3 protein-coding genes and 1 pseudogene are annotated in these 3,221 nt (G+C 31.4%); 2 read left to right on the top strand and 2 right to left on the bottom strand.

All coding sequences use genetic code 11. The annotated features are described in order from the left end of the window. The first annotated feature begins 358 nt into the window (after nucleotides 1–358). Both MMU07_RS21905 and MMU07_RS21900 read left to right on the top strand, forming a co-directional pair. Nucleotides 359–472 (top strand): transposase, encoded by a 114-nt coding sequence (locus MMU07_RS21905; RefSeq protein ID WP_418884531.1) that lies wholly within the window; start codon nucleotides 359–361, stop codon nucleotides 470–472. An 8-nt stretch (nucleotides 473–480) separates the two neighbouring features. Beyond that, nucleotides 481–687, top strand: a pseudogene (locus tag MMU07_RS21900) (transposase); the annotation flags it as partial. A gap of 514 nt (nucleotides 688–1,201) precedes the next feature. On the opposite strand, the gene MMU07_RS21600 reads toward MMU07_RS21900, so the two are convergent. Further along, nucleotides 1,202–2,365, bottom strand: a complete 1,164-nt coding sequence (locus MMU07_RS21600; protein ID WP_241128692.1) for an outer membrane protein assembly factor BamB family protein — start codon at nucleotides 2,363–2,365, stop codon at nucleotides 1,202–1,204. Nucleotides 2,366–2,644: 279 nt separating this feature from the next. Then, nucleotides 2,645–3,221 (bottom strand): LamG-like jellyroll fold domain-containing protein (locus MMU07_RS21595; protein WP_241128691.1); only part of this gene is annotated, 577 nt, incomplete at its 5' end.

The raw sequence follows: 3,221 nt of genomic DNA, 5'->3' as shown, positions 1-3,221 counted from the left end.
TATTTTGGTGAAAAGCTGTTTGAACGGATGGTTATTGCAGCTCTTCATCCTTACGTGCAGTGAAGCGGATACACATAATAAATTATTATAACATGAATGTGTACTCACAATGCCTTTAGAATGTGTTTCTTTATTGGATCAATAAAGTCCATAAAGGTGTAAATTTTTCCGGAGTCGAGATATTGGGTAAAGATGAAACATGCTCCAAAAAAGGCCATAATTACGTGTCTGTTTCCGACCGTATGCACCACAGGAATGGCTTTATGCTTTTCCGGGAAATGGGTTAAATTCCATTGTTAAAGTCCATAAAAATCTAGATAATTGGGAATAAAAATGATTACTGATATAGCAGACCTATATTAACATTTCAAAGCCATTCCTATCTAGTATTATACAAAATTTCAAGAACCCATCTATAAACTTTGATAAATTCCACGTCGTCAAATTTTTTAATGAAGCAATGATAAGGTAAGAAAGTTCCAACGAAATGGATTTGCGATGCTCAAAAGATATAAATATATATTCCTCAAAAACGAACAGAATCTAAGCGAGCAGGTCAATAAAGACATATTGAATATTCCTACACTGACGCCAAATATGGCGAATGCATACTTATTGCAGGAGCTATTCAATTATTTTGCTTCTATTAATGATATTGAACAAACTATAGGGTATCCGGCATGTTGAGGTAATCCAGTAAAAGAATCAAGTATCATTCATTTCGTAGATTTTACAAAAATAAATCAAACAAACTTGTTGGGAATTAAAACTTATACAAAAAAAGACCAAACTAGCTGTATATTGGAGAGAATTAAATCTAAAATCCAACTGACTAAAAAGATGAGTAAGAGATTTACAGAATATTTTCAACTTTATTAAGATGATCTACTTCATCTCAGGCAAACTCAAATTCGACTACCCAATATATTCAATTTAGAACCCATTTAATAGCTGCTTTCTTAAGTGTTTATTTCTATTGATAACAATTAAACTTCAAAGAGAATCTGAATTAATTTGTTAATTTGCCTTTAAAAAAGTTTGAATAAATCCCTTTAGAAAACCTTCTTCATGTGCAATATCTGAATATATTAGTTTTCAACTTATTGTTTTTAAGCAAAAATGCCTTGATTTACATTTAATTATCCTTTCATTATCTTATGATTTATCAAAATTTTAAAATCTGTAGAAAAGGTAAAGATGTTCAATAAATGCAATAATAGCTTCCGTCCCAACTCCCAAAATAAATCTCATTAGAGCTATTTAGAACAGGAATTGAAAGGATTTTGTTACTATAATATTCCCATTTGAATTCAAAATTATCATCCATTAAAATTACGCGTCCTGAATTCTGGGAATCTTTTGTTGATAAAAGAATGTTTGAATTTTCATCAATAGTAGGAGTTATCCAAAGGCCTCTTTGTGCATCGGTTATTTTCTTTCTTTTTACTATTTGACCGTCTGAAGAATTGATTTTATAAATAAATCCATCCAAGTCACAGCAAAAAATAAATTCACCATCCCAACTGATTGAGCAAGCCCCCCTAATACTTCCAATATTTATAGTCCATTTTAAATTCCCAAGGAAATCAGTAGCTTGAATTAAACCAGAAATCTCTTTTTTTGAGAAAAAGAAATAGGCTTGATTCTTTAAATTGCAAACAACAGGGTTTCCCCAATTTTCCCAATTCTTTTTTATGGTTCTTTCCCATCTAAGTTTACCACCATCCTCGAAAGAATAAATCTTTCCTGATCTTGAGGAACAATAAATATTTCCTGCATTATCAATAGCTACCCCGGAAAGTTGATATCTGGGATATCCCAAATCAAAACTCCAAAGCACGCTTCCCTCAATGTTTAAACAATAAAGACCTTTCCCATAACCTGTAATAAATAACTTTCCGTTATTAAAATTTGGTGAGCTCCAAGATTTATAGTCAATGTTTCTTTTTTTATAAAAATCATAGGTGTAGGGTAAGTGGAGTAGTTTATTTAATGTTTTTTTCTTAAACATTCCTCCACTTGCCTTAGTTAAATCGAATTTCCATTTTAGATTACCAAGCAAATCTAAACAATAAAAAAAACCATCTCCTCCTGAAAAAAAGATATTGTCTTCAATTAAAAGGGGTGAAGAATAAATTTTAGTTGAAGTTGAAAAAGTCCACCTGATTTCCCCAATATTGGAAATAGAATAAAAATTCCCACTGTGAGAACCAAAATATAAGTTTCCATATTTATCGATTGTAGCTGTTGATTCAGCTCCGAATATTGGGTTAGTCCGAAGATCTGTTTTCCATTTTATACTTGGTTTACTTGTAAATGCCCTAAAGTTTTGTCGGCCATGTCTTGATTTATCGAATAAATACATGATTCAAATTGTCTAAATGATATTTAAAATATTTTTTTGTTTGAAGATTACACAAAGTAACTCTGGAATTAATTGTTTTAAATTCAAGGAACAATTGATTTTAAAAAAAATTAATTCGGATACTAATATTAATATAAAAACTGACTCTTTTAAATTTTACTCTTTTTGTAATAAAGTAATAAACAACCTCTCTATAATTTACCCGAAAAATATTTACAAAATAACTTTAAAACAAAAAAATCCTCCTTGGATTGACCAAGGAGGATAATTTATTTTCCATTATTTTTTAATAAACTTCAATGTTTCAAGGTTACCTTCCTTATTAACCAAAAGAATATGAATTCCAGGTTTAAGGTTCAAAGAATTTACATCAATGGTCAAAACCCCGTTGTTTGTTTCGAATTCTCTTTCCGTGATTAAAACACCTTTGGAATCAAAAATCATGATGTTGATCGGGGACTTCACTTTCCCAAAGACCATTAGATTGAGAATATCTTGTACTGGATTAGGATACAAATAGCTAGGCTTTTCTAGTGGTTCCTCCCTTTGTCTTTCAGTATCCTCTGTCATACCGCCTAATTTATTTTCAGAATTGATTTTGTCTGAGGTACCTAATATTCTGAAGGCTTGCGATGAATTGGCAAGTTGTGAAATTTCTCCAGCTGACAAAGCCCTTCCATAAAGCCTGATATCGTCAAGTGCCCCATTGAATCTTTGGATGCTTCCAAGGGCTCCAATGACCAAGTTACCTGATGTGGTTCCGATATTGATCGGTCCATAAGAAGCGGAAATATTTTCAACACCATTGATGTAGATTCTACTTGTCGTTCCATCATAAGTAGCAGCAACATGGATC

The sequence above is a fragment of the Cognataquiflexum nitidum genome (assembly GCF_022538055.1).
Lineage (GTDB): Bacteria > Bacteroidota > Bacteroidia > Cytophagales > Cyclobacteriaceae > Cognataquiflexum > Cognataquiflexum nitidum.
Note: the sequence above shows the minus strand (reverse complement) of the source record. Positions and strands in the feature narration are given on the sequence as shown.

Bases quoted from the DNA above. Each gene is read 5' to 3' on its own strand.
- MMU07_RS21600 (WP_241128692.1), bottom strand. From the start codon at position 2,365: ATGTATTTATTCGATAAATCAAGACATGGCCGACAAAACTTTAGGGCA.